The 3,012-nt window shown below is 68.7% G+C and carries 3 protein-coding genes; all 3 read right to left on the bottom strand.

What is annotated here, in order from left to right; all coding sequences use genetic code 11:
* Window positions 1-126: 126 nt before the first annotated feature.
* A complete protein-coding gene (locus ACDELDRAFT_RS20830) occupies window positions 127-1,101 on the bottom strand; it encodes a Bug family tripartite tricarboxylate transporter substrate binding protein (RefSeq protein ID WP_005800075.1) in 975 nt (324 codons plus the stop codon).
* Window positions 1,102-1,525: 424 nt separating this feature from the next.
* Window positions 1,526-2,734 (bottom strand): acetyl-CoA C-acetyltransferase, encoded by a 1,209-nt coding sequence (locus tag ACDELDRAFT_RS20825; RefSeq protein ID WP_005800074.1) that lies wholly within the window; start codon window positions 2,732-2,734, stop codon window positions 1,526-1,528.
* A gap of 66 nt (window positions 2,735-2,800) precedes the next feature.
* The coding region (locus tag ACDELDRAFT_RS20820; RefSeq protein WP_005800073.1) for an acetyl-CoA hydrolase/transferase C-terminal domain-containing protein at window positions 2,801-3,012 on the bottom strand (212 nt) is incomplete at its 5' end.

The following is a 3,012-nucleotide window of genomic DNA, read 5'->3' as shown; positions in this document are numbered from 1 at the left end:
CCCAGGTCGGCGAAGCTCAGGCTGCGGCCGCCCGGCAGGTGGATGAAGGGCTGCTGCGGCGCTTCGGCCAGCCAGCGGTCCAGCAGGTGGTGGATGCGTTCGTTCATGCAGCGGGTTCCGTCCGTATCAGTCCACCACGATGCCCTGGGTCACCGTGGCCCACATGGCGCGCTCCTGGGCGCCGCGCTCGGCCAGTTTCTGCGGCGCGCCGGTCCACTCGTCGTAGCCCAGCTCCTTGTAGCGCTTCTTCAGATCCGGCTGTGCCAGCGCGGCCTTGACGGCCTTGTTGAGCTTGGCCACCAGCTCGGGTGCCATGCCCTTGGGGCCGTAGACGCCATACCAGCCGCCCACGTCAAAGCCCTTGAGTCCCTCGATGCCCGACTCGGCGAACGTGGGCACGTCCGGCAGCGAGGCGTTGCGCTGCGGCGAGGTGACGGCAATGGCGCGCACCTTGCCGCTGTGGATGTAGTTGCTGGCGGTGCTGATGATGTCCAGCATCATGTTGAGCTGCCCGCCCATGACGTCCGTCATCGCCGGGGCATTGCCCTTGTACGGGATGTGGTTCATGTCGATGCCGCTGCGCTTGGCGAACAGCAGTGCGCCCAGGTGGTTGGAGCCGCCCACGCCGGCCGATCCGTAGGCCAGCTTGCCGGGGTTGGCCTTGGCGTAGGAGACCAGCTCGCGCACGCTCTTGTAGGGCTCGTTGTTGTTCACCACGAGCACGTTGTAGTAGCTCAGGACGGGCGCCACGGGCGTGAGGTCCTTGGCCGGGTCGAACGGCATCTTGGTCATCACGTTGGGGCTGATGGTGATGGTGGGGCTGGCGGCGAACCACAGCGTGAGGCCATCGGGCTTGGAGCGCACCACTTCGGTCCCCGCAATCGTGGCGTTGGCGCCGGTCTTGTTTTCCACCATGACTGGCACGCCCAGTTCCTTGGACAGCGCTGGTGCGAAGAGGCGTGCACCCTGGTCCACGGGCCCCCCTGCGGCATAGCCGACGATGAGGCGCAGGGGCTGGCCCTCCTGTGCGGCGGCGGGCAGTGCGAGAGCGAAAGGCGCCAAGGCCAGGGCGGCCGTGGCGAGACGACGGAAAGCGTGCATGGGTTGTCTCCTGATGTTGTAGGTCGCGCGGGCCCCGGTGCGGCCGCACCAAAGGGGGCAAAAAAGGCCGAGGCCAGCGCGCGACCTCCATGGTGCGGCCCAGCCGGCGAAGTGGGAATCTGCTTTTGCCAAAGCCAGGGTTCAGGTGTTCTTAGGACGGCAGGCAGGTGGTCCGTGGCGGCGCGCGCCGCACGCGTTGCGTGAACCACGCGGTGCATGAGACCAGGGCGTCCGAGCAGGCGCCCGCGCCGGCCGCGCAGTTTCGCAATGGAAGGGTTGCGTCCCCCGGTTCGCTGCGTGCGGCGGTGCGATAGACGGGGCGGAAGGGCGCGGCCCCAAGCCTGCCTGCGCAGGCCCGCACGTGCCGAGGCGTTGCCGCTTCTGGCGGCTGCACTGAAGCGCGCAGCGCCTCAAGGAGGTGCTTTCAGATTCTCTCGAACACCGCGGCAATGCCCTGGCCGCCGCCGATGCACATGGTCTCCAGGCCATAGCGGCCTTGGCGGCGCTGCAGCTCGTGCAGCAGCGTGGCCAGGATGCGCACGCCCGTGGCGCCGATGGGGTGGCCCAGCGAGATGCCCGAGCCGTTGACGTTGAGCTTGTGAGCGATGGCATCCTGGTCCTGCCATTCCCAGCCCTTGAGCACCGCCAGCACCTGGCAGGCAAACGCCTCGTTGAGCTCCACCAGGTCCATGTCGTCGATCTTGAGGTTCAACCGCGCCAGCAGCTTCTTCACGGCCGGCACCGGGCCGATGCCCATGTGCGAGGGCTCGCAGCCCGCCGCCGCCCAGCCCACCAGCGTGGCCATGGGCGTCAGGCCCAGCTCGGCCAGCTTGTCCTCGGCCACGATCAGGCAGGCGGCGCTCGCGTCGTTTTGCTGGCTCGCGTTGCCGGCCGTCACGGTGCCGTTGGGCATCAGCACGCGCAGCTTGGCCAGGCTCTCGGCCGTGACATCAGCGCGAAAGCCTTCGTCCTTGCTGAAAACAACCGGGTCGCCCTTGCGCTGGGGTACCTGCACGGGGACGATTTCATCGTTGAAGCGCCCCGCGGCCCAGGCGGCCGCCGTGCGCTGGTGGCTGCGCACGGCGTAGGCGTCGGCCTCCTCGCGCGTGATGCCGTAGTCGCGCGCCAGGTTTTCGGCCGTCTCGATCATTCCCGAGATCTTGCCGAAGCGCTCCACCGGCTGCGAGCGCTCGCGGCCGCGCTCCAGGCGGTCAAAAAAGCGCACATTCCCTGCGCGCGCGCCCCAGCGCATGTCGGTGCTGTAGTACTCGATGTTGCTCATGCTCTCCACGCCGCCGGCGATCACCACGTCGGCGGCGCCGCTTTGCACCATCATCGCGGCCGTGACGATGGCCTGCAGGCCGCCGCCGCAGCGCCGGTCCAGCTGCATGCCCGGCACCGACACCGGCAGGCCCGCCTGCAGCGCGGCCCAGCGGCCCACGCAGGGCACCTCGCTGTTGGCGTACGACTGGGCCATGACCACGTCATCGATGCGTGCGGGGTCGATGCCGCTCCTCTCGACCACGGCACGCACGGTGGTGGCGGCCAGCTCCTCGACGGGCACGGGCCGCAGGCTGCCGCCAAAGGTGCCGACAGGGGTGCGGACGGGGGTGACGATGGCGGCTCTGCGCATGGTGTTGCTCCTTGAAATATGAATGAAAATGGCCGCTAGCGCTTATCTGTGTTGCGCTAATAGCTATCAAATTTGAAATACCGCGCCACAGCGGCGCAGCGTGTCGTGGGCCTGGCGCTCCAGGTCGGCGCGGTGTTCGGGGGCGGCGATGTCGATCAGCCGGCACACGCGGCGCGACAGCGTCTGCCCCCGCAGGTCGGCCACGCCATGCTCGGTGACGATCAGGCCCGCGTCGCTGCGCGGCGTGCTCACCGGGCCCGAGAGCTGCGCCACGATGC

Origin of the sequence: Acidovorax delafieldii 2AN, assembly GCF_000175235.1 — a bacterium.
In the GTDB taxonomy this organism is placed as follows: domain Bacteria; phylum Pseudomonadota; class Gammaproteobacteria; order Burkholderiales; family Burkholderiaceae_C; genus Acidovorax; species Acidovorax delafieldii_B.
This window is presented reverse-complemented; position numbering and strand designations above follow the sequence as displayed.